This is a genomic window from Inquilinus sp. Marseille-Q2685, assembly GCF_916619195.1.
In the GTDB taxonomy this organism is placed as follows: Bacteria; Pseudomonadota; Alphaproteobacteria; order DSM-16000; family Inquilinaceae; genus Inquilinus.
The window spans coordinates 647,291-668,592 of the sequence record NZ_CAKAKL010000001.1 but is presented as its reverse complement, the minus strand read 5'-3'; the positions used below and the strand labels follow the sequence as shown (position 1 = coordinate 668,592).

Below are 21,302 nucleotides of genomic sequence, written 5' to 3'. Positions count from 1 at the left end.
CCGATCCGTAGGTTGGGTTCGCGGCACGCGAACCCAACATGGCTACGCGGTCGGGGACGGTTGTAAACGCAATGTTCATTGCCTTAACTCGCGCATCTTGTTCATGATGTGTTCCATGGACACAGGCGCGGACTCCGATCTCGACATCCAGGCCTACTGCCGCAGCCTCGCGCTGCAGCAGGTCCGGATGCTCACCCGCCTGGCCGAGATCGCCATGCAGCTGGCCGAGGCCGAAGGCACCCGCGCCATTGAAGCGCAGGCCCGGGCCGAGGCGCAGCAGGCCGGGACGGCCTTCGGCCGCTTCTCCCGCTCGGTGCAGCGCTCGCTCGATCTGCGCTCCCGCGCCGCCGCCGACCTCTGCGCCCGCGACAAGGCCGACCGGAAGGCCCGCCGGGCCCGCCAGCGCAACCATGTCACCGAGGCCCTCTACGCCCTGATCTGGGACCCCGCCCAGGCGACCCGGGAGCTCGACGAGGCCGACTACCACACCAACAATCTGCACGAGCGGCTCGACGCGCTGTACGAGGACGAGGAGGACCGGATCGAGGACCGGCCGGTGGGCTCGGTCATCACCGGCCTGGCCTGCGGCCTCGGCCTGTCCGACGAATGGCGCCGCCGGGCGGCCGACTGGTCGGACCCGCCCTATCCGCCGCCGCCGACCGGCAGCCCGGCGGAGGTTCGGGAGCGGCGCCGGGCCCGGCTGCACGAACTGATGAGGCGGGCGTTCAAGGCCGTCGATCCCGGCAAGGCTCCCGGCCTCGAGGCCGGGATCGAGGCCCGGCTGCAGGAGCCCGACGTCCCGGCCCTGATCGACACCGAGCCGCCGGCCCGGGCCGCCGCCCGCCTCTGCCGCTCCCTCGCTGTCGATTTCGCCGGCGACTACGAGGAGCCCCCCGAACCCCACGAACCAGGCAAACCCAGCGGACCCGACACCGGATAGCGGTCCGGCGACCGCGTCCCCCAAGGACCGTCGATTTCCTCTGGATCGGCGCGGATGAAGGGGGTCTCCTGTCCGCCGGCGCCGAACCGAGGGAGGCGGGCATGGGGGATTTCGCGACGATCGTCGCGCTGGCGGCCGAGCGCCGCGGCGGCATGGACGTGCTCGAACGCGCGCTCGCCGAAACGAAATCGCGGACGCCCGCCGAGATCGCCGCCACGCCGGACGACCGCATCCTGGCGGAGATGACGCGGCGCGTCTTCAATGCCGGCTTCGCCTCCAGGGTGATCACGGCCAAATGGGACGGATTCGAGGCCGCCTTCGACGGCTTCGATCCGCGCCGCTGCGCCGCGCTGTCGGAGGAGAAGCTCGACGCCCTGCTGAAGGACGACCGGATCGTCCGGCACGGCGCCAAGATCCAGTCGGTCGTCGCCAATGCCCGCTTCCTGCTGGACCTGGCGGCCGAGCACGGCAGCGCCGCCGCATTCCTGGCGGGCTGGCCGGATGCGGACTATGTCGGCCTACTCGAGATCCTGAAGAAGCGCGGTAACCGCCTGGGCGGCGACACCGGCATGCGCTTCCTGCGGGCGATCGGCAAGCCGGCCTTCATCCCGACCGGCGACGTCGTGGCGGCGCTGATCCGCGAGAGCGTGCTGACCAGGGCGCCGGGCGGCAAGGGCGACTTCAAGACGATGCAGCAGGCCTTCAACCGCTGGTCGGCGGAATCGGGCCGCGACCTGACCGAGATCAGCCGCATCCTCGCCATGAGCATCGGCGATGTCGGCCACGGCCGGCCGGGGCGGCATTGAAGGCCGCGACAACGCCACGCTCGCCGATGAGACCTCTTCGTGCTCATCCTTTACGTCATTGCGAGCGCAGCGAAGCAATCCAGGGGCCGGTGCGCACCGGCCCCTGGATTGCTTCGTCGGCTTCGCCTCCTCGCAATGACGGTGAAGAGGTTTGAAAGAGACCTTGCCTGCGGGAGCGCACCTCCCACACCGCTGGAGCCGACATGCACCCGATCTACGTGACTTTCCTCAACGGCCTCGACATCGAGGCGCTGGCGATCACCGACGACGAGATCCTGCAGGCGATCGAGACCAGCCTGGCGGCGCAGGGCCGTGGCGAGACCGTGATCGAGCCGCGGGTCCACCTCAAGCCCGACCCGCAGGTGCACGGCCATTTCAACGTGCTGCGCGGCGCCATCGGCGCGCCGGTCAACGCCGCCGGGGTCAAGGTGGTCGGCGACTATGTCGACAACTACAAGCGCGGCCTGCCGTCGGAGATGGCGATCCTGAACCTGTTCGACCCGGCGACCGGCATGCCGAAGGCGATCCTGGACGCGACCGCCATCACCGACATGCGCACCGGGGCGGTAACCGCGATTGGCGCCAGGCACCTGGCCCGCAAGGGCAGCCGCGTGCTCGGCCATGTCGGCGCGCGCGGCACCGCCTATTGGAACGTCCGGCTGCTGGACAGGCTGTTCGACTTCGACGAGATCCGCGTCCATTCCCGCCGGCCGGAAAGCCGCGAGGGCTTCGCCGAGCGGCTGACGCGGGACCTCGGCAAGCCGGTCCGCGCCATGGCGGACTGGGAGTCGACCGTGCGCGGCGCCGACATCGTGGTCGAGGCCTCGCGCCTGCTGCAGCCCGAGCCGCTGCTGCGGACCGAGTGGATCAAGCCCGGCGCGCTGGTGGTGCCCTACGGCACGATGAGCGCGGTCGAGCTGTCGCTGACCGACATCATGGCCAAGATGGTGGTCGACGATTGGGGTCAGTGCCGCAGCGGCCAGTTCGGCTCCCTGCGCGCCCATGTCGAGGCCGGCAAGCTCTCCGAGGCGACGCTGCATGCGGAGCTGGGCCAGGTCGTCGCCGGGCTGAAGCCGGGCCGGGAGCGCGAGGACGAGACCATCCTCCTGTGGCACCGCGGCCTCAGCCTCAGCGACATCGCCCTTGGCCACGCCATGCTGGAGAAGGCGAAGCGGCTGGAGATCGGCCAGCGGCTGCGCTTCGCATGACGATCCGCCTCGGCGCCGGCCCGCTCTCCACCCGCGACATCCTCGCCATCGCCCGGGAAAGCGCGGCCGTCGAGCTCGACGCCGCCGCCCTGCAGCGGATCGAGGCCGGCCACCGCGCCCTGGAGGCGCTTGCCGCCGCCGGGACCGCGATCTACGGCGTCAGCACCGGGCTGGGCGCTGCCGTCGACACAAGGATCGCGCCGGACGCCGCGGTGGTGCAGCGCCGGATCCCGATCGGCCGCGCCGTCGGTGTGGGGCGGGACGCGCGGCGAGACCAGGTGCGGGCGATCGTCGCAGCCCGGCTGGCGGGGCTCTGCGCCGGCCGATCGGGAGCGTCGCGCGCCGTGGCCGAGGCGCTGGCGGCCCTGCTGAACTGGGGCGTGCACCCGGTGGTGCCAATGACGGGCTCGGTCGGCGAATCCGACCTGCCGCCGCTGTCGCACATCGCCCTCGTGCTGCTGGGCCAGGGCGAGGCCGAGCTGCAGGGCGAGATCCTGCCGGCGGCCGAGGCGCTGGCTCGCGCCGGCATCGCGCAGCCGGCCTTCGGCCTGAAGGACGGGCTGGCCCTGGTCTCGGCCAACGCCGCCTCGGTCGGCGCCGGCGCGCTGGTGGTCGAGGACGCGGCGCAGGCGCTGCGGGCGATGCTCGCCGCCGCCGCGCTGTCCTTCGAGGGCTTCCGCGCCGGCGTCGCACCGTTGGACCCGCGCGCCGCTTTGCTGCGGCCGGCGCCGGGGCAGGCGGAGGCGGCGCGGGCGATGCTCGCACTGCTGCAGGGCGGCGATCTGGCGCGGCCGGGCGCGGCGAGGAAGCTGCAGGACCCGCTCAGCTTCCGCTGCGCGCCCTCGGTGCTGGGCGCCGCCCTGGCCGCGGTACAGGCGGCGCGGGCTTCGGTCGAGCTGGAGCTGGCAGGGGCCGGGGACAACCCGGCGGTGATCGCCGAGGACGGCGTCGCCCTGCCGAACGCCAATTTCGACCCGACCCATCTGGCCCTGGCCTTCGAGGCGCTGGGGGCAGCGCTGGCGCGGGCAGCGGCGATCTCGGCGGCGCGGGTCGTCAAGCTGATGTCCCCGGCCGCCAGCGGCCTGCCGCGCTTCCTGGCGCCGGTGCAGGACGGCAGCGCCGGCTACGGCCCGGCGCAGAAGACCGCCGCGGCGCTCCTGGCTGAGATCGGCCACCTGGCGGCCCCAATGCCGGTCGCGGTGCTGCCGGTCGCCGACGGGGTCGAGGACTACGCCACCATGGCGACCGCGACCGTCGACAAGACGGCGGGGATCGTCGAACGGCTGCGTCTGCTGGCGGCGCTGGAGCTGATCGTGGCGGCCCAGGCGGTCGACCTGCGGGGCGCCCCGACGCTCGGCCGGGGCACGGCGGCGATCCACGCGGCCGTGCGCGGCCTGGTGCCGCGGCTGGAGGCCGACCGCCCGGCCGCGCCGGACATCGCGGCGGCGGCCGGCCTCATCGCTTCGGGCGAGCTGGAATCCGTCTTCAGGGAGCAAATCGCGTGAAGACGTAGTCATGGTCCTTCACATTGGCCTGGTGGCAGGCCCAGCAGGTCTCGTGCTGGGCCTGGTCGACCGGCTTGCCGTCGATGAAGCGGCCGAAGCCCCAGCCGCCGGTGGCGGCGTAGCGCTTCGAATCCTTGACCATGACCTGCACCGTCGTCGCCGCGCCGGGGACATAGGCGGGTGCGAACTCGGTGGACTGGACGTGCTTCCAGGCCAGCTTGACCAGGATGGTGCCGTCGGGGAAGGGCAGGGTGCCGTCCTGGTAGGCCTTGACCGCCGTGGGGTTGCCGACCACGACGCGCAGCTCGTTCAGCGGGTCGGTCTCATGCGCCGGCGCGATGAACGGCCACTGCCGGTAGCCCTCGGGGATGGTGACCCCGTAGATCGGCGAGGCATTGTCAGCGCCGCGGCCCGGCGCGGCCAGGGCGGCCGCGGCGACGACGGAGGAGGCGAGGACGGCCCCGAACAGGGCGATGCGGGCGGGCTTCATCAAGGGACTCCTGCTTGGCGTGCGGCGTGCATCCAAGCAGGAGCGGGGAAGAACCGCCCGTTAGGAGTTGTGAGCGGCGTTGGCCGCCGCTCAGTTCAGCGGGATCGAGAGGTTCAGCGTCAGGGTCTCGACGCCCGGGTTCACATCGCCGATGCCGGCGTTGGAGATGTGGTGGAAGGCGGCGCCGATCCGCATCCGGTTGTCGAATTCCCAGGCCGCCTCGATGCCCGTCCGGAACTCGAGGGTCGAGCCCATGTCCCGGCCGTCGCCGTTGAAATAGGCGCCGACCGCGGCGTTCGGCGACAGGATGAAGTGCTCGCCGAAGCGGACGTCGAACATGCCGCCGCCATAGATGTAGGCGGCCGAATCCGTGGTGCCCTCGATGCCGATGAAGGGCCGGATGCGCAGGAACTCCTGGTTGAAGCGCAGCTCCACCCGGCCGATGCCGGCGCCGCCCTTGTCGCGGTCTTCGTGGTCCTTGTCGCCCTTGTCGTTCAGGATGTTGTAGTAGCCCGCGCCGAGCGTTAGCGACATCGGCACGCCGGTGGCGCCGTTGCCGACCCGGATGTCGCCGATGTCCGAGCTTTCGCCGAGGATGCCGGCGGCGAGGACCGCGGCCGAGCCGATGCCGATCCAGATGGGCACCGACGCGGCCTGCGCCGCCTGCACGGATCCGAGCACGACGGCAGCCGCCGCGACGCCGGTCAGGAGCTTCTTCATTCTGCACCCTTCATTCCTGCCGGGGTCGGGCCCCGGGGTCCGGGATGATTACGGGCGCGCGAAACCCGACGCAACGCTTTTCCGCCGGCTCACTGCGCGACGGCCGCGGTGTCCGGGCCGCTGTCGCCGCGCTGGTCGAGCCGCAGCTCGATGCGGCGGTTGCGGCGATAGGCCTCGGGCGTGTTGCCCGGATCGAGCGGCTGCCACTCGCCGAATCCCGCGGCCGCCATGCGCTGCGGCGGGATGCCCTGGCTCGACAGGAAGTTCAGGACCGACAGCGCCCGGGCGGTCGACAGCTGCCAGTTGGTGGGGAACGGGCCGCCCGTGATCGGCTGCCGGTCGGTATGGCCGTCGATGCGCAGCAGCCAGTCGACATCGGGCGGGAACTGGGCAGCGATTCGCTTCAGCGTCGCGGCGAAGGCGGCCAACTGCTCCTCGCCGCCCGGCTGCAGCTCGGCCGAGCCGACCGGGAACAGCACCTCGGACTGGAACACGAAGCGGTCGCCGACCACGCGGACATCCTGCCGCTCGCCGAGCACGTCGCGCAGCTTGCCGAAGAACACCGAGCGCGAGCGGCTGAGCTCGTCGACCCGGCGCACCAGCGCCTGGTTGAGGCGCGAGGTCAGGTTGGCGATCTCGACATCCTTGTCGCTGACCGTCTTCTCCGAATCGCGCAGCGTGCTCTCGATGTCGGACAGCTGCCGGCGCAGCGCTGCCGCCTCGGCGGCCAGCTGTTCGCCGCGGCTGCGCTCGCTCTCGCTGGTCGACTTCTCGGTCGCCAGCGCCGCGGTGGCGCGGTCGAGCGTGCCGCTGAGCTCGGCGATGCGGGCGTCGAGCTGCGCCACCCGGGCGGTCAGGTCCTGCACGTCCTTCTGCGAAGCCGCTACCTGCTGCTCCAGCGCCCGGGCACGGTCCTGCCCGGCCTTCACGTCCTGTTGCGCGCGGTCCCGCTCGGACCGGGTGCGGTCGAGCTCGGCCCCGAGATCCGAGGCCTCCTTGCGGCTCTGCTCCAGCGCGGTCGACAGCTGGCTTGCCGTCAGGTCGCGGTCCTGGGTGCCGGTGCGCAGCGTCGCCAGGTCCGACTGCAGCTGCGCCAGTTCGCGCCGCTGCCGCTCGATCGTCGCCTGGTTGTCCTGGATCACCCGCGCCGCCTCCTGCAGCTGCGCGTCGCGGTCGGTGGTGCCGCCGGTCAGGGTCTCGATCTGGGTCAGGGCGGTGCGCAGTTGCCGGTCGATGGCGTCGCGGTCCTGCTGCACGGCGGCGAGGCGGTTGCCGAGATCGGTCCGCTCGCGGGCGCTGCCCTCGAGATCGGCGGACAGGCGGTCGATGCGGGTCTTCAGGTCGCGGCCGCTGTCCTGCTCCAGCGCCAGCCGGTCGGTCAGCTCGGACACCTGGCGGTTCAGCCGCCCGACGGTCTCGTCGCGGCCGCTGACCACGGTCGACAGGTAGAACTGCGAGGCCAGGAACACCATCAGCAGGAAGATGACGACCATCAGCAGGGACGACAGCGCATCGACCCAGCCCGGCCAGACATCGACCTGGCGCCGTTCGCCGAAGGAGTACCGGCCGCGCATCGCCATGCGTCAGCGCCCCTCGGTGCCTTCGGCCAGGGCGGCGATGGTGCGGGCCAGCAGCTTGATCTCGCCGCGGATCTCGCCGGAGAGCTGCATCCGGCCGGTCGACATCTCCTCGATCATCCGCCGCACCGTGGTGTCCAGGCTGCGGATGTGCTGGCGGGTCGGCTCGTCGATGCCGAAGCGGGCGGATTCCAGCGCGGTGGCCAGGCGGGCCAGCACCGCGGCGGTCGCCGCCTGGCCCCCGGCCAGCCTGGCCGTCAGCGCCTGCTGGTTCTGCAGATGATCGTCGATCGCCGCCAGCTGGGGGGCGACGGGGCCGAGCGCGCCGCCCTGGCCGCGGCGCTCCTCCCCCGCCTGGACCGTCAGGCGGCGCAGCGCGTCGAGGTTCTCCGCCGTCTGCGCCACCACCGATTCGATATAGGCGGGGAACACCGGCTCGCCCGCCTCGATCTCGATGCCGCCGTTCTGCGGGGCGGCGGGAAGGCGGGTGTTGGCCGACAGCCAGTCCTCGAGCTCGTTGTAGAAGCGGTTCTGCGCCTGGCTCGCCTGCAGCTCGAGGAAGCCGAGAGCGAGCGAGCCGGCGAGGCCGAACAGCGAGGCGCTGAAGGCCGTGCCCATGCCCATGAGCGGCGCTTCCAGCCCGTGCTTCAGCGTGGCGAAGGCGGCGCTGGGATCCGCCGCCTCCATGTCCAGCCCGGCGATCACGCCGCTGGCCGAGCGCACCGTCTCGAGCAGGCCCCAGAAGGTGCCGAGCAGGCCGAGGAAGATCAGGAGCCCGATCAGGTAGCGCGAGATCTCGCGGCTTTCGCTGAGCCGGGCGCCGATGGCGTCGAGCAGCGAGCGCATCGCCAGCGGCGACAGGCTGAGCTCGCCCTGCTGCTCGGCGATCACCCGGGCGATCGGGGCCAGGAGGCGCGGCTGCACCGGCGCCATCCGGCCGCCCTGGACGCGCTGCGCCAGATGGGCCTCGATCCAGCGGATGTCGGGCTCGAGGTTCAGCACGGCCCGGAACGAGAAGACGATGCCGAACAGCGTGGCCGCCAGGATCACGCCGTTCAGCGCCGGATTGGCCATGAAGGCGGAGGCCACGCCCAGCCCCAGCACGGCGGCGACGATGGCGACGACGATGACGAAAGCCGTCATCCGGATCAGGTACCGCCGCGGGCTGGACATCGCCGGGCGCATCGAGGACGGGCGGGATGCCAGGGCGGTGATCGACATCAGGAGGGCCTTCTACTGGATCCGGAGGTCGACGCGATCCGCGGGCTGGTCCGGCGGCGAGGTGTTGCCGAGCGCGCGCAGGGCGATGCGCTTGCTGTCGATGCCGCGGTCGATCAGGAAGGACCGGATGTTGAGCGCCCGGCTGAGCGAGAGGCGGCGGGCATTGGCCGGGTCCGGCTTGGCCCCGGCATAGGCGCGGATCTCGATCTGGCTGCCGCCGTCGGCGGCCAGCTTCTCGACCAGGCCGGACAGCAGGTCGCCGGCCTCGGTGCCGATCTCCTCGGCGCCAGGGGCGAAGCGGATGCGGAAGCCGTCGCCGACGACCAGACCGACCATGTCGCCGGGGGCCATCCCGGGCATGGCCTTGACCTTGACGTTCGGGTCGGCGAAGCCGGCGCCCCTGACCACCACGTCGGCGTCATAGGCCGGCGCCGGCTCGTCGACCAGGCCGGGCAGGGACGGGATGGCGGGCCGGGACGGCTGCACGAACGGGATCGGGCCGGTCACCGGCCCGGCCGAGGTCGGCACCGGCAGCGGTGCCGGCGGGGCGGTCTCGCCGCGGGTCAGGATGCGGGTGTCGAGCGGCAGGTCGCCGGAGGCCAGCGGATCCTCCGCCATGGCGGCCGCCGCGCCCAGGATCAGGACGGCGGGAAGAACCATGACCGCCAAGCGGGGCCACGCCCGCCGGCCGGTCTGCTGACGATGGGCCAAGCCGAACCTCACAACGCTACGGACCATGGATCATACACCCGCATGCAACGGGGCGGACCATAGCTCAGCGGAGGAGGGCGAAACAATCGCCAACCAGCGACAGGACGAGGCTATCGGTCGAAGGACGATAGCCTTACCCCGCTTTTCACTGCCGCAGCAAGCAGCGTCAGGACGCGGCCGCGGCCTTCGGCGCGCGCGGGGCACGGGCCTTGGCGATCGCCATCGCCAGGGTCTTGTGGATCAGCGCGTTGCCGGCGACCGCCGTCTCGGCGGTCAGGGCCGGGCCCTTGCCGTCGATGTCGGTGACGAAGCCGCCCGCCTCCTGCACCAGGACGATGCCGGCGGCGATGTCCCACGGGTTCAGCCCGGTCTCCCAGAAGCCGTCGAAGCGGCCGGCGGCGACATAGGCGAGGTCGAGCGACGCGGCACCCATCCGGCGGATGCCGGCGACATGCGGCATGATCATCTGCAGCTCGCGCTGATACGCGATGCTGTCGCCGCGGCCCATGAAGGGCATGCCGGTGCCGATCAGCGCGTCGGGCAGGTTCTTGCGGCTGGAGACGCGCAGGCGCCGGTCGTTGAGGAAGGCGCCGGCGCCCTTCTCCGCCCAGTACAGCTCGTCGGCCACCGGGTTGTAGATCACCCCGGCCACCGGCACGCCTTCCTGCTCCAGCGCGATCGAGATCGCGAAATGCGGGATGCCGTGCAGGAAGTTGGTGGTGCCGTCGAGCGGGTCGACGATCCAGCGCCGGTCCTTGTCCTCGCCCTCGATCACGCCGCCTTCTTCCATGACCCAGCCGAAGCGCGGGCGGGCGCGCGTCAACTCCTGGCGCAGGGTCTCCTCGGCCTTCAGGTCCGCGGCCGACACGAAGTCGGCGGGGCCCTTGCGGCTGACCTGCAGGTTCTCGACCTCGCCGAAATCGCGGACGAGACCGCGCCCGGCCTTCTGGGCCGCGCGGATCATGACGGTGATGAGGGGGGAACGTCCGGCCATCGGGGAGGATCAGTCCTTCGCGCGCTCGAGATAGGTGCCGTCGGCCGTGTTGATGACGATCCGGGTGCCCGAGGAGATGTGCGGCGGCACCATCACGCGCACGCCGTTCTCCAGCACCGCCGGCTTGTAAGAGGAGGAGGCGGTCTGCCCCTTCACCACCGGATCGGCCTCGGTGATCTGCATGGTGACGGTCTGCGGCAGCTCGACCGACAGGGCCGAGCCCTCATACATGGTCACGGTGCAGACCATGCCTTCCTGCAGGAAGCGCGCCGGCTCGCCGACCACGTCGACCGGCACCTGGGTCTGCTCGAAGCTCTCATTGTCCATGAAGGTGAAGTGATCGCCTTCCTGGTACAGGAACTGCATCTCGTGCTCGTCCAGGCGGGCGCGCTCTACCGTCTCCTGGGTGCGGAACCGCTGCTGCGTCTTGGTGCCGGTGCGGGCGTCGCGCATCTCGACCTGGATGACGGCGTTGCCCTTGCCCGGCTGAATGATCTCGATCTTGGTCACCAGCATCAGCTTGCCCTCGTATTCGAGGACATTGCCCGGCCGGATCGTGATGGCGTTGACCTTCATGGCGGATCTTCTGCAGATAAATGCGTTTCGCGCCCCACTGGCGCGCCGGGGCGGCACGACAGGGTGGCGCGATGGGCGCGGACCCTAGCAGCAAGTCCCGCCAAGGGCAAATGCCGAGTCGGCTGCGCCGGCCGGCACGACCTGCTATCGAAGCGGCATGACTGGATCGGACAGGACCATGACGACGGAACCGGGCATTCGGGGCTTGCGCGGCCGCTGGTGGCAGAGCGGCGTCTATGCCCGCAAGCGGCCCTATCTGGAGGCGCGGGCGCGGATCACGGCCGCGGTCCGGCAGGTCTTCGCCGAGCGCGGCTTCCTCGAGGTCGACACCCCGGCGCTGCAGGTCTCGCCCGGGCTGGAGCCGCATCTGGTCGCGTTCGCGACCGAGCTGCGCGGGCCGCATCCGGACGACGCCCAGCGGCTGTACCTGCACACCAGCCCCGAATTCGCGATGAAGAAGCTGCTCGCGGCCGGGCTGGAGCGGATCTTCCAACTGAGCCACGTGTTCCGCAACGCCGAGCGCAGCGCCACCCACCATCCGGAATTCTCGATGATCGAATGGTACCGGGCGGGGGAGGGTTATAGGACGCTGATCGACGACTGCCGCGCCCTGTTCCAGGCGGCGGCGCGGGCCGCGGGCCGCGACCGGCTGAGCTGGCGCGGGCAGGAGTGCGACCCCTTCGCCGAATGGCGGGTGCTGACGGTGCAGGAGGCGTTTCTGGAGTTCACCGGGATCGACCTGCTGGCGACGGCGCCGGACCCGTTGAACCCGGACCTGACCCTGCTGAACGCGGCCACCACGGCCATCGGCATCCCGGCGCGCGAGGGCGATCGCTGGGACGACCTGTTCTTCCGCGTGTTCCTGGAGCGGATCGAGCCCCGGCTCGGCCTCGGCAGCCCCTGCGTGCTGACCGAGTATCCGGTGTCGATGGCGGCGCTGTCGCGGCCCAACCCGGCCGACCCGCGCACCGCCGAGCGATTCGAGCTCTATGTCGCCGGACTGGAGCTGGCGAACGCCTTCGGCGAGCTGACCGATGCCGCCGCGCAGCAGGCGCGGTTCGAGGCCGACATGGACCTGAAGCAGCAGCTCTACGGCGTGCGCTACCCCATCGACGAGGACTTCCTGGCGGCGCTGGACCCGGACCGCGGCGGCGGCCTTCCCGACTGCAGCGGGATCGCGCTAGGCTTCGATCGCCTGGTGATGCTCGCGACCGGGGCGGACCATATCGATGACGTGCTGTGGGCGCCCGTCATTGGAACGATGACAACTCGATGACGTCATCGGAACGATGGTCGCTCGCCGAGCGTTTCGGCCGGGCACCCAGAGCGCGATCGTTTCAGACCGAAGCGCCTTCGCTTCGGTCTGAAACGTGAATCGCGCTCTGACTCTGAGGTGTAGAGCCGGATTCAGATTTGAGATGGAATCGCATGGCGATTCCATCTCAAATCATCCGGCTCTAGGGGCCGTTCCGTCGATCCGGAGTTCTTGATGATCCTGCACCCCGATTGCGAGGCGTATCTGGAGGCGGTGGAGCGGTGGCGGGAGAAGACGAGCATCCAGTCCTGGGCCGATATCGGGGCGGACAGGGCCAAGGCGGTGTTCAGCGAGCTGAAGCTGTCGCGGATGCCGACGCTGCCGGAGATGGACCTCGTCGAGGACTATGAGATCGAGGGCCGTGCCGGCCCCCGCCGGCTGCGCATCCTGCGGCCGAAGGGGACGGGGGGGCGCCCGCTGCCGGTCGCGCTCTATTTCCACGGCGGCGGCTATGTCCTCGGCGGCATCGAGGAGAGCGAGGACGAGGCCCGGCGGATCGCCGCCAACACCCCGGCCCTGGTGATCTCGGCCAGCTACCGCCTCGGCCCCGACCACCCGTTCCCGGCGGCGATCGACGACGCCTATGACGCACTGCTCTGGACCGCGCATCACGCCGCGGGCTTCGGCGGCGACCCGCGCCGGCTGATGGTCGGCGGCACCAGCGCCGGCGCCGGCCTTGCTGCCGCGATCAGCCGGCTGGCGGCGACCGAGAACGGACCGCGCATCGCCCTGACCTATCTGCTGTGCCCCTGGCTCGACCTGACCCTGAGCCAGCATTCGGTGCTGGACTACGGTGAAGGCTACGGCCTCGACCGCACCGACCTGGAGTGGTTCCGGCAATGCTATCTCGGGCCGGACGAGGCGCCGGACCATCCGCTGGCCTCGCCGATCCTGCACCCGGTGCCGCCCCGGCTGCCGAAGACCTTCGTGCTGGCGGCGGAATGCGACCCGCTGCGCGACGAGGCGCGGGTCTACGCCCGGATGCTGAAGGAGGCGAAGGTGCCGGTGACCTATGTCATGGCGCCGGGCATGATCCACGCCTTCAATGCCCTGATCCACCTGATCCCCGGCGGCCTGCCGCAGATCGCCGCGATCGACGAGGCGCTGAGGGGGGTATGAGGGCCGCCGGACGGGCGGGCCGAGATCGGCATTGATGCCGCCCGGGCGTTCGGGCAACTCTCGTCGGTCCGGTGCACCTCCGTCGGTCCGCCCGAGCGATGCGACTCAGACCCGATTCGCCGATCTTCACCGTGCTGCTGGGCGGGCTTGCGGCGCTGCCGTCCTGGGCGATCGACACTGTCCTGCCGGCCGTTCCGGCGATCGGGCAGCAGCTGGCGGCATCGTCCGCGCAGATCGGTTTCACCATCGCGGCCTTCATGGCCGGTCTCGCCGTCGGGCAGCTGATCTTCGGGCCGCTGTCCGACAGGTTCGGCCGTCGGCCCAGCCTGCTCGCCGGCCTGGCGCTGTCGGTGCTGTCGTCGCTGGCCTGCGCGCTGACGCAATCCGTCGCCGCGATGATCCTGTGGCGCCTGCTGGGTGGGCTCGGAGCCGCCGCCACGGTGACGATCGTCTTCGCCATCGTCCGGGACCTCTTCGACGGCCCCCAGGCCCGGGCGAGATTCGCCATAGTGAACATGGTCTTCGGCGTGGCGCCCGTGGTCGCCCCGGCCATCGGCAGCTGGATTCTGGCGTCCTTCGGCTGGCGCGGGATCTTCGGGGCGCTGGCGATCATCGGATCGGCGCTGGGCGTGCTGGTTCTGGCTGCCTTCGGCGAATCCGCCGCCCGGGCGACGAAAAGCGTGAGCATCGCCGGCCGGTACGCCCCGGTTCTCGCAAACCGCGCCTTCGTCGCACGCGTGCTGGTCGACGCCCTCAGCTTCGGGGCCATGTTCACCTTCGTGGCCGGCTCGTCGCTGGTCCTGATGACAGGCTTCCATGTCGACGCAGGCACGTTCAGCCTGCTGTTCGCCTGCGCCGCGCTCGGCGGCATGACCGGGGCCTGGGTCAACCGGCCGCTGAGCCGGCGCCGGGTCCGCGCCGGCGCGATCGTCGATTGGGGGCTGGGCCTGTCCGCCGCCAATGCCGTGCTCCTGGTGGCGCTGTGGTCCGCCGGGTTGGCTGGCGTCGCGACGATGATGCCCGGCATGGTGCTGGCCCTGTTCTGCCGCGGCCTGGTGATGCCGAGCCTGACGGAGGCGGCGCTGGAGCCCATGGGCGACCGGGCCGGGGCCGCCTCCGGCGTCCTGGGATGTTTCGAGATCATCGCCGGGACGACGGCCAGCGCCCTCGTCTCGCTGCTCTTCAGCAGTCTCGGGGCCGGCAGCATGGCGCTGACCATGGCCTTGTTCGCCTGCGCGGCCCTGGCTCTCTGGCGCCTGCTGGTCCGTCCGGGCCTCGGGCGCCCCGGCCGCGTCCAGGCCGAGCGGCCCGGAGTTCAGTAGGTCTCGAAATACTCCTGGTGCTCCCAGTCGGTGACGCTCGCCAGGAAGCGGCCGACCTCGAACTCCTTCAAGGCGGCGAGATAGGTGCCGAGATGCCGGCCCAGCGCGGCCTGCAGGATGTCGTCCTGCCGGAACGCGTCGATCGCCTCCATCAGGCTGCGCGGCAGGCGCGGCTGCCCGCCCTCGTAGCCCGCGCTCGCCGGCGGTCCGGCATCGAGCCCGCGTTCGATGCCGTCGAGCCCGGCGACGAGCTGCGAGGCGATGTAGAGATAGGGATTGGCGCAGGGCTCCCCGACGCGGTTCTCGATGTGGATCTGGCCGCTCTGTCGCGCGCCGACGATGCGCAGCATGGTGCCACGGTTCTCATGCCCCCAATTGGCGTGGCACGGCGCCAGGCTGTCCGGCCGGTAGCGCTTGTATCCGTTGATCGTCGGCGTGGTCATGAGCGCAGTCCCCGCGGCATGCGCCAGCAGCCCGGCGAGATAGCGCATGCCGACGCCGGACAGCGGGCCCGGACCGCTGCCGTCGCCGGCGAAAGCGTTGGAGCCGGTCTGGAGATCCTGGAGCGACTGGTGCAGGTGCCAGCCGCTCGCCAGCGCGTTCGGGATCTTCGGAAGGGTCATGAAGGTGGCGTGGCAGCCGCGGCGACGGCACAGCTGCTTGATCGCGCCCCGCAGCAGCAGCATGGCATCCGCGGCGGCGAGCGCCGGCATCGGCTGGAAGGTGATCTCGCACTGCCCGGGGCCCCATTCCGCGTCGAGGCCGGCGAGCGGCAGCCCCATGTCGAGCATCGCGGAGCGGATCGCCGCCAGCACGTCCTCAAGCTCGTCGGTGCGGTTCTCGGACATGTACTGGTAGCCATGCGCGAGATTCGCGACCGCGGGAGGAGCGGGGGGATTGCCGGACTCCTCCGGGCCGAGGCGGGCGTCGGCCAGCCTGAAGACGTGGAACTCGACCTCCAGGCCGATGATCGGCTCGAAGCCGGCCTGGTTCAGCCGCGCGATCTGGCGCTTGAGGAACTGGCGGGTGCACAGCGGGTCAGGCTCGCCGTCCTGCAGATGCATGTCGCCGAGCACCCAGGCGGTGCCGTCCAGCCAGGGCAGCCTGCGGCAGGTCGACGGGTCCGGCATCAGTACCACGTCCGGCAGCCCCGATATTCCCGGCAGGTCCAGGTGATTGCCGGCGGTGAACGGGTAGAGGATCGGGTGGTTGGTCGTGTCGAAGATGGTGAGGCTCGGGAAGTCCTTGCCGGTCTCGACGCAGGCGAGGAACTCCCCGGTCGTCAAGGTCTTGCTGCGGACGATGCCGTGCTGGTCCCCCCAGCCGAGCCGGACCTGGCGGATGGCGTGTTCCTGCAGGTCGCGCTCCAGCCGAGCAAGTGGCGAGGTGGAATCGTCCTGGTTCCGAGGCATGGTCGACCCTCTGTCCATCCCGCGGGCCCGGTCCCAGCTGTCCGCCTATGGGACGGGACTCCCATCCGGCAGTCTCGCAGATCCCTCCGCGAATGCCAGACCCTCAGTCGGCCGACCGGTCCGTCGTTGGAGCAGCCCTCGGCACCGATCCTGCGCCGGATGGAGGAGGCAGCCGGCTATCCGAAATCCTGCTCGACCCGGAACCGCGTGCCGACCACCGCGGCGATGCGGATGCGGGTGCCGGCGGGCAGGTCCGGGCCCTCCACGCCCCAGGTCGCGTCCGCGATCCGGATGCGGCCGACGCCGTTGGCGATCGGTTCGGTCAAGGTCACGATGCGGCCGACATACTGCTCGCCGCGGCGGTTCAGCGTCGGCTGGTCGCTGGCCTCGGTGTGCGGCTTCAGCCAGGCGCGCCAGGCCACGACGCTGATCACCGACAGCATGGCGAAGATCAGCACCTGGAACTCCCAGCCGATCGGGAGCAGCCAGGACAGCAGGCCGACGACGCCGGCGGAGATGGCGAGCCAGAGGAAGAAGGTGGCGGGCACCATCACCTCGAGGATCAGCAGCACCACGCCGGCGATCCACCACCACCAGAATTCCGGGCCCTGGACGATCATGCCTTCGGCCCCCACGGCCCGCCCTCGGGCACTGGCGCGGCCGGATCGGCGGGCGGCGTCGGCCGGCGGGGAGGGGGGGCGGGCGGGGGCGCCCCGTCACGGCCGAAGGCCTCGCGCGCGATCTCGGCGATGCCGCCGATGGCGCCGATCACGCTCGACGCCTCGACCGGCATGAACAGCACCTTCTGGTTCGGTGCGGCGGCGATCGACTTCAGCGCGTCGACATACTTCGTGGCGACGAAATAGTTGATCGCCTGCACGCTGCCGGAGGCGATGGCGTCGCTGACCGCGGCGGTGGCCTTGGCCTCCGCCTCGGCGGAACGCTCGCGCGCCTCGGCGTCGCGGAACGCCGCCTCGCGGCGGCCCTCGGCCTCCAGGATCGCGGCCTGCTTCAGGCCCTCGGCGCGCAGGATCTGCGCCTGCCGGGTGCCTTCGGCCTCGAGGATGGTGGCGCGGCGGTCGCGCTCGGCCTTCATCTGCCGGGCCATGCTGTCGACCAGGTCGCGCGGCGGGGTGATGTCGCGGATCTCGATGCGGGTGACCTTGACGCCCCAAGGCTCGGTCGCGTCGTCCACCACCTTCATCAGCCGCGCGTTGATCTGGTCCCGGTTGGACAGCAGCTCGTCCAGGTCCATCGAGCCCATGACCGTCCGGATGTTGGTCATGGTCAGGTTGATGATCGCGGTCTCGAGATTGCCGACCTCATAGGCCGCCTTGGCCGCATCCAGCACCTGGTAGAAGATCACGCCGTCGACCGTCACCATGGCGTTGTCCTTGGTGATGACCTCCTGCTGCGGCACCTCCAGCACCGTCTCCATCATCGACAGCTTGGCGCCGATCTGGTCGACGAACGGAACGATCAGGTTCAGGCCGGGGCGCAGGGTGCGGGTGTAGCGGCCGAACCGCTCCACCGTCCATTCGCGGCCCTGGGGCACCGACTTGACGCCCATGAAGATGACCAGGACCGCCAGGACCAGGATGGCCAGGACGATGATCGCAAAGGGCGAGACCGACATGATGGAATTCCGCTCCTCTTGGCGCCGTCGTGCTGTGCCGCAAGCCGCCACCCAATAATTCGACTGGAACTTTATGGCAAAAACGCAGCGATTCGATGAACGGAGGCTAGAGTTGAAGCACGACCAGGGCGGCGAACTCATGTGACAGGCGACACAGAGTTATGCTGAACGCTGATTGATGGAAAGCTTCTTGTCATGCCAAGACTCGATCGTGGCGTCCAGGGTGGCCCGAACCGCTCTCATGGCCGCCGGATCGCCCCGGTCGAGCTGGGCAATGACAGAAAAGCAGCAGGGTCGCCTCAATGCCGTAACTGGAATCGTTGCCTAGCAGGGAAAACAAAAGCGTCGAGCCTCCTCGCCGGATTTGCTTTATTTCTAAGCTTTCCCGTGTTAGATGAAATTCTGCATTATCTCCGCGTATGGGCGTGGTTTCAATATTCACCGATTCGGACTCGTGGGCTTGCCGTCATTGCGGTGAGGCAAAGTAGAGCAACCGTGGATCGCATCTCCGGACTTAATGGCCCGGCGTCAGAGTGATCATGGTTGTGGGTCAATATCGATCAAGCTTGACATGATTTCGTAGGATCATTCTTGTTGGGGGAGAGATATGACGACAAAGGCCAAAGTTAAAGCGGTGGTTGGGCTGACGCTAAGGCGGGTTGGTTTATTTGAATTTGCAGATAACGTCCGAGGAAAGTTGCATAATCGATCGATCAAGAAGCAAATAATAGAATTCGAGAAACAGAATCCGCATTTCGTGTTGCCACCGTCTGATCTGGCCTACGATGCCTATCGTCGGTGGACGCCGGAATCCTATAGGAATATCGGCTTTGAACACGCCAAGTATCTAGCAGGGCTCATAAAGCGACATCAGCCCGGTGTGCGCTCCGTTGCCGAGTGGGGTTGTGGCCCGATGCGGATTCTGCGCCATATGAGCAGCCTGCTCCCCGGTGTCCGACTTGTCGGGCTGGATTACAATCCGGATACGATCGCTTGGGCGAAGAATCAGCCCGAGTTCAACGGCATCGAACTCCATCGGAACGATCTCCGGCCGCCGCTTCCGTTGCCTGATGGCGAGATCGATGCAATCTACAATCTTTCCGTCTTTACGCATCTGTCCGATGCACTGCATCACGCCTATATCCGCGATCTGCAGCGCTGTTTGGCTCCCGGCGGAATCCTGATTTCGACTTTTCAGGGTGATTGGTACAAGTCCAAGTTGTCTCCGGCCGAGCTGCAACTCTATGAGCAGGGGAAAATCGTCGTGCGCGACCAGGTGATGGAGGGGAAGCGGGGATACGCTGCATTCCATCCGCCGGCCTTCGTGCGTCGCCTTCTCGAGAACTGGGAGATCTTGGAGCACATAGAATCGCCCGATGTGGCAGGGCTGTTCCAGGATGTCTGGGTGGCCAGGAAGCCGGCCTGAAGCGGGCCAAACCAGTTCGGAAATTCGGCCGGCAGCGAGCCGGGCAGTTCAAAATGTCCTGCACATTATCTCCATCGTGGGCGGGGTCCGTCGAGCAGCAAGGCTGCTGCTCGACGGATCGGCAATCGAGCGAGCCAGGTTCAGATGATCGTGGAGAAGCCGCCGCGTAGAGCTACGGCTCGAACTGCTCCTTCAGAATCCGCTCCTCCAGCGTCTTGCCGGGGTCGAACAGCAGGTGCAGCGACACCGACCGATCCTCGGCGATCTCGACCCGCGCCACGTCGCGCACCTCGGTCGAATCGGCGACGGCGCTGACCGGGCGCTTCGCCATCTCCAGGATGTCGAGGACGATCTTCGCCCGGTGGGGCAGCAGGGCGCCGCGCCAGCGCCGCGGCCGGAACGCGCTGATCGGGGTCAGCGCCAGGATGCCGGCACCGAGCGGGATGATCGGGCCATGCGCCGACAGGTTGTAGGCGGTGCTGCCGGCCGGCGTCGAGACGATGGCGCCGTCGCAGATCAGCTCCGGCATCCGCACCACGCCGTCGACGGTGATCTGCAGCTTCGCCGCCTGCCGGGTCTGGCGCAGCACCGAAACGTCGTTGATGCCGAGCGCCTCGTGCACCGTGCCGTCGGCGGTGGTCGCCCGCATCCGCAGCGGGTGCAGGATCACGGTGCGCGCAGCCGTCACCCGGCTGGCCAGATCCTCCTCCTGGAAATCGTTCAGCAGGAAGCCGACCGAGCCGCAATTCATGCCGTAGATCGGCCGGCGCCGCTCGACGCAGCGATGCAGCGTCTCCAGCAGGAAGCCGTCGCCGCCCAGCGCGACGATCACATCCGCCGCTTCCGGCGGATGCTGGCCCCAGCGGGCGACGAGCCGCGCCTGGGCCGCCAGGGCCTCGGCGGTGTCGGCGGCGAGAATCGCCATGCGCGGCGGGGCCGGATCGGGGGATGCGAGTGTCATGGCCGGTGACTGTAGCCGAAGCGGAGCCGCGGTCTACCCCGGCCGTGAAGCAGCGTGAAGGGGCCGTTCACGCTCGCTTCACGGTGGATGGGGGAGAGTGGCCGGGTCATCAACGGAGGAAAGCCGCAGAGGGGGTGGGGATGATGATTCCGGCTTTGGTGGGAGTGTTCGCGACGATCGCCGTCCTGCTGTCGCGGTGCGGCCTGCGCTTCGCCATGGTGACTGCTGGCACGGCGCTGTCGGGGACCATCCTGATGCTGACGCTGTGACCGGCGGGATCAGCCGCCGGTCACGCTCATGTGCCGCGCCACCGCGGGCTGCGTGTGGCGGCGGGCGATGGAGAAGTCGTGCCCCTTCGGCTTGCGCAGGATGGCTTCGCGAATCGCGGCCTCCAGCGCCGCGTCGGTCGGGTCGGCGCGCAGCGGCGCCCGCAGATCGGCCGCGTCGTCCTGGCCGAGGCACATATAGAGGGTGCCGGTGCAGGTCAGCCGCACCCGGTTGCAGCTTTCGCAGAAATTATGGGTGAGCGGGGTGATGAAGCCGAGCCTTCCGCCCGTCTCCTCCACCCGCACATAGCGCGCCGGCCCGCCGGTGCGATAGTCGGTCTCGGTCAGCGTCCAGCGCCGGGCGAGGTCGGCCCGCACCTGCGACAGCGGCAGGTACTGGTCCAGCCGGGCCTCGCCGCCGATGTCGCCCATCGGCATCACCTCGATCAGCGTCAGGTCGTGGCCGTTCTCGCCGCACCAGCGGATCAGCGTGTCGAACTCGTCGTCGTTGACGCCCTTCAGCGCCACCGCGTTGATCTTGATCCGGATCCCGGCCGCCTTCGCCGCGGCGATGCCCTCCATCACCTTCTCGAACTTGCCCCAGCGGGTGATGGCGAGGAACTTGGCCGGGTCCAGCGTGTCGAGGCTGACATTGATCCGGCGGACGCCGCAGGCGGCCAGATCCTCGGCATGGCGGGCGAGCTGGCTGCCGTTGGTGGTCAGCGTCAGCTCCTCCAGCGCGCCGGTGCCGAGGTGCCGCGCCAGGCTGCGGATCAGCGTCATCACGTCGCGCCGGACCAGGGGCTCGCCGCCGGTCAGGCGCAGCTTGCCGACGCCGAAGCGGATGAAGGCGCTGCACAGCCGGTCCAGCTCCTCCAGCGTCAACAGCTCCGCCTTCGGCAGGAAGGTCATCTCCTCCGCCATGCAGTAGACGCAGCGGAAGTCGCAGCGATCGGTCACCGAGACCCGCAGATAGCGGATGGCGCGGCCGAACGGGTCCACCAGCGGGGCCGTGGAGGCGGGCGACGGATCGATCCTGGGCGTCGGCGTCTGGAGCGTCATATACGACAATATAGGACGCTCCCCCCGGGAACGCG

Annotated in this window: 20 protein-coding genes; 8 read left to right on the top strand and 12 right to left on the bottom strand. The window is 69.7% G+C overall.

Going from position 1 to position 21,302, the window contains the following annotated elements; all coding sequences use genetic code 11:
* The first annotated feature begins 115 nt into the window (after positions 1–115).
* The 4 genes from LG391_RS03210 to LG391_RS03195 all read left to right on the top strand — a co-directional run bounded on the left by LG391_RS03210 (position 116) and on the right by LG391_RS03195 (position 4,459).
* Entirely contained in the window at positions 116–940 is an 825-nt protein-coding gene (locus LG391_RS03210; protein WP_225766294.1) for a hypothetical protein, read from the top strand.
* Between the two features lie 101 nt (positions 941–1,041).
* The gene (locus LG391_RS03205; protein WP_225766283.1) at positions 1,042–1,746 is read left to right on the top strand and encodes a DNA-3-methyladenine glycosylase I; all 705 of its coding nucleotides are present in this window, start codon (positions 1,042–1,044) and stop codon (positions 1,744–1,746) included.
* A gap of 203 nt (positions 1,747–1,949) precedes the next feature.
* The gene (locus LG391_RS03200; protein WP_225766280.1) at positions 1,950–2,954 is read left to right on the top strand and encodes an ornithine cyclodeaminase family protein; all 1,005 of its coding nucleotides are present in this window, start codon (positions 1,950–1,952) and stop codon (positions 2,952–2,954) included.
* On the top strand, positions 2,951–4,459 hold the full coding sequence (locus LG391_RS03195; RefSeq protein ID WP_225766278.1) for an aromatic amino acid lyase: 1,509 nt from the start codon (positions 2,951–2,953) through the stop codon (positions 4,457–4,459). Before LG391_RS03200 ends, LG391_RS03195 begins: the two co-directional genes overlap by 4 nt.
* On the opposite strand, the gene LG391_RS03190 is transcribed toward LG391_RS03195, so the two are convergent.
* From LG391_RS03190 to efp, 7 genes are all read right to left on the bottom strand, one after another.
* The gene (locus tag LG391_RS03190) at positions 4,440–4,949 is read right to left on the bottom strand and encodes a cytochrome P460 family protein (protein WP_225766276.1); all 510 of its coding nucleotides are present in this window, start codon (positions 4,947–4,949) and stop codon (positions 4,440–4,442) included. The genes LG391_RS03195 and LG391_RS03190 overlap by 20 nt on opposite strands.
* A 90-nt stretch (positions 4,950–5,039) precedes the next feature.
* The gene (locus tag LG391_RS03185) at positions 5,040–5,669 is read right to left on the bottom strand and encodes an acyloxyacyl hydrolase (RefSeq protein WP_225766274.1); all 630 of its coding nucleotides are present in this window, start codon (positions 5,667–5,669) and stop codon (positions 5,040–5,042) included.
* An 89-nt stretch (positions 5,670–5,758) separates the two neighbouring features.
* The gene (locus LG391_RS03180; RefSeq protein WP_225766272.1) at positions 5,759–7,249 is read right to left on the bottom strand and encodes a peptidoglycan -binding protein; all 1,491 of its coding nucleotides are present in this window, start codon (positions 7,247–7,249) and stop codon (positions 5,759–5,761) included.
* A 3-nt stretch (positions 7,250–7,252) separates the two neighbouring features.
* On the bottom strand, positions 7,253–8,467 hold the full coding sequence (locus LG391_RS03175) for a flagellar motor protein MotA (protein ID WP_225766269.1): 1,215 nt from the start codon (positions 8,465–8,467) through the stop codon (positions 7,253–7,255).
* A 12-nt stretch (positions 8,468–8,479) separates the two neighbouring features.
* Positions 8,480–9,127, bottom strand: coding sequence for an OmpA family protein (locus tag LG391_RS03170; RefSeq protein ID WP_225766267.1), 648 nt, complete (start codon positions 9,125–9,127; stop codon positions 8,480–8,482).
* 217 nt (positions 9,128–9,344) lie between these two features.
* Complete coding sequence (locus LG391_RS03165) at positions 9,345–10,172, bottom strand: inositol monophosphatase family protein (protein WP_225766265.1); 828 nt, start codon at positions 10,170–10,172, stop codon at positions 9,345–9,347.
* A 9-nt stretch (positions 10,173–10,181) separates the two neighbouring features.
* The gene (gene efp, locus LG391_RS03160; RefSeq protein ID WP_225766263.1) at positions 10,182–10,748 is read right to left on the bottom strand and encodes an elongation factor P; all 567 of its coding nucleotides are present in this window, start codon (positions 10,746–10,748) and stop codon (positions 10,182–10,184) included.
* A 178-nt stretch (positions 10,749–10,926) separates the two neighbouring features.
* Between efp and epmA the strand changes: the two genes are divergently transcribed.
* The 3 genes from epmA (at position 10,927) to LG391_RS03145 (ending at position 14,504) form a co-directional block, all read left to right on the top strand.
* Entirely contained in the window at positions 10,927–12,024 is a 1,098-nt protein-coding gene (gene epmA / locus LG391_RS03155) for an EF-P lysine aminoacylase EpmA (protein WP_225766261.1), read from the top strand.
* A 213-nt stretch (positions 12,025–12,237) separates the two neighbouring features.
* The gene (locus tag LG391_RS03150; RefSeq protein WP_225766259.1) at positions 12,238–13,182 is read left to right on the top strand and encodes an alpha/beta hydrolase; all 945 of its coding nucleotides are present in this window, start codon (positions 12,238–12,240) and stop codon (positions 13,180–13,182) included.
* A 98-nt stretch (positions 13,183–13,280) separates the two neighbouring features.
* Complete coding sequence (locus LG391_RS03145; RefSeq protein WP_225766257.1) at positions 13,281–14,504, top strand: multidrug effflux MFS transporter; 1,224 nt, start codon at positions 13,281–13,283, stop codon at positions 14,502–14,504.
* Here the strand turns inward: LG391_RS03145 and LG391_RS03140 are convergent.
* The 3 genes from LG391_RS03140 to LG391_RS03130 form a co-directional block, all read right to left on the bottom strand.
* A complete protein-coding gene (locus LG391_RS03140; RefSeq protein ID WP_225766255.1) occupies positions 14,498–15,916 on the bottom strand; it encodes a glutamine synthetase family protein in 1,419 nt (472 codons plus the stop codon). The two genes, LG391_RS03145 and LG391_RS03140, sit on opposite strands and share 7 nt — an antisense overlap.
* 176 nt (positions 15,917–16,092) lie before the next feature.
* Positions 16,093–16,536 carry an NfeD family protein gene (locus LG391_RS03135; protein WP_225766253.1) on the bottom strand — a complete coding sequence of 148 codons (444 nt, stop codon included), beginning with the start codon at positions 16,534–16,536 and terminating at the stop codon, positions 16,093–16,095.
* Complete coding sequence (locus LG391_RS03130) at positions 16,533–17,552, bottom strand: SPFH domain-containing protein (RefSeq protein ID WP_225766251.1); 1,020 nt, start codon at positions 17,550–17,552, stop codon at positions 16,533–16,535. The genes LG391_RS03135 and LG391_RS03130 overlap by 4 nt, the downstream gene beginning before the upstream one ends.
* Positions 17,553–18,159: 607 nt before the next feature.
* Between LG391_RS03130 and LG391_RS03125 the strand changes: the two genes are divergently transcribed.
* On the top strand, positions 18,160–18,978 hold the full coding sequence (locus LG391_RS03125; RefSeq protein ID WP_225766249.1) for a bifunctional 2-polyprenyl-6-hydroxyphenol methylase/3-demethylubiquinol 3-O-methyltransferase UbiG: 819 nt from the start codon (positions 18,160–18,162) through the stop codon (positions 18,976–18,978).
* Positions 18,979–19,150: 172 nt separating this feature from the next.
* Here LG391_RS03125 and LG391_RS03120 read toward each other — a convergent pair whose 3' ends face one another.
* Together LG391_RS03120 and moaA are read right to left on the bottom strand one after the other, a co-directional pair.
* Complete coding sequence (locus LG391_RS03120; RefSeq protein ID WP_374200721.1) at positions 19,151–19,903, bottom strand: NAD kinase; 753 nt, start codon at positions 19,901–19,903, stop codon at positions 19,151–19,153.
* 314 nt (positions 19,904–20,217) lie between these two features.
* Positions 20,218–21,267, bottom strand: coding sequence for a GTP 3',8-cyclase MoaA (gene moaA, locus LG391_RS03115; RefSeq protein ID WP_225766243.1), 1,050 nt, complete (start codon positions 21,265–21,267; stop codon positions 20,218–20,220).
* Positions 21,268–21,302: the final 35 nt, after the last annotated feature.